The organism is Pedobacter sp. PF22-3, from assembly GCF_026239555.1.
Lineage (GTDB): Bacteria > Bacteroidota > Bacteroidia > Sphingobacteriales > Sphingobacteriaceae > Pedobacter.
The window spans coordinates 1-330 of sequence record NZ_JAPIVP010000060.1 but is presented as its reverse complement, the minus strand read 5'-3'; the positions used below and the strand labels follow the sequence as shown (position 1 = coordinate 330).

1 protein-coding gene is annotated in these 330 nt (G+C 60.6%); it reads left to right on the top strand.

The genetic code is table 11. The features are described from left to right. Positions 1–330, top strand: a 330-nt coding sequence (locus tag OQX63_RS23320; protein ID WP_265853179.1) for an IPT/TIG domain-containing protein, incomplete at both ends; no start/stop codon positions are given.

Genomic DNA, 330 nt, shown 5'->3' with positions numbered 1-330 from the left:
GCCGCACCAACGGTTACGGCTTTGAGCCCAACCAGTGGCCCTACCAGCGGAGGCACTAGTGTGACCATTACCGGCACCAACTTCAGCGGGACTACCGCGGTGACCTTTGGTGCTACGGCTGCTACAGGCTTCACCGTTAACTCTGCAACACAGATCACGGCTACCGCACCGGCAGGAACAGGCACCGTTGATGTCCGCATCACTACAACAGGAGGCACCAGTGCGACCAGTGCCAGCGACCAGTTTACCTATGTCGCCGCACCAACGGTTACGGCTTTGAGCCCAACCAGCGGCCCGACCGGTGGAGGCACTAGCGTGACCATTACCGGA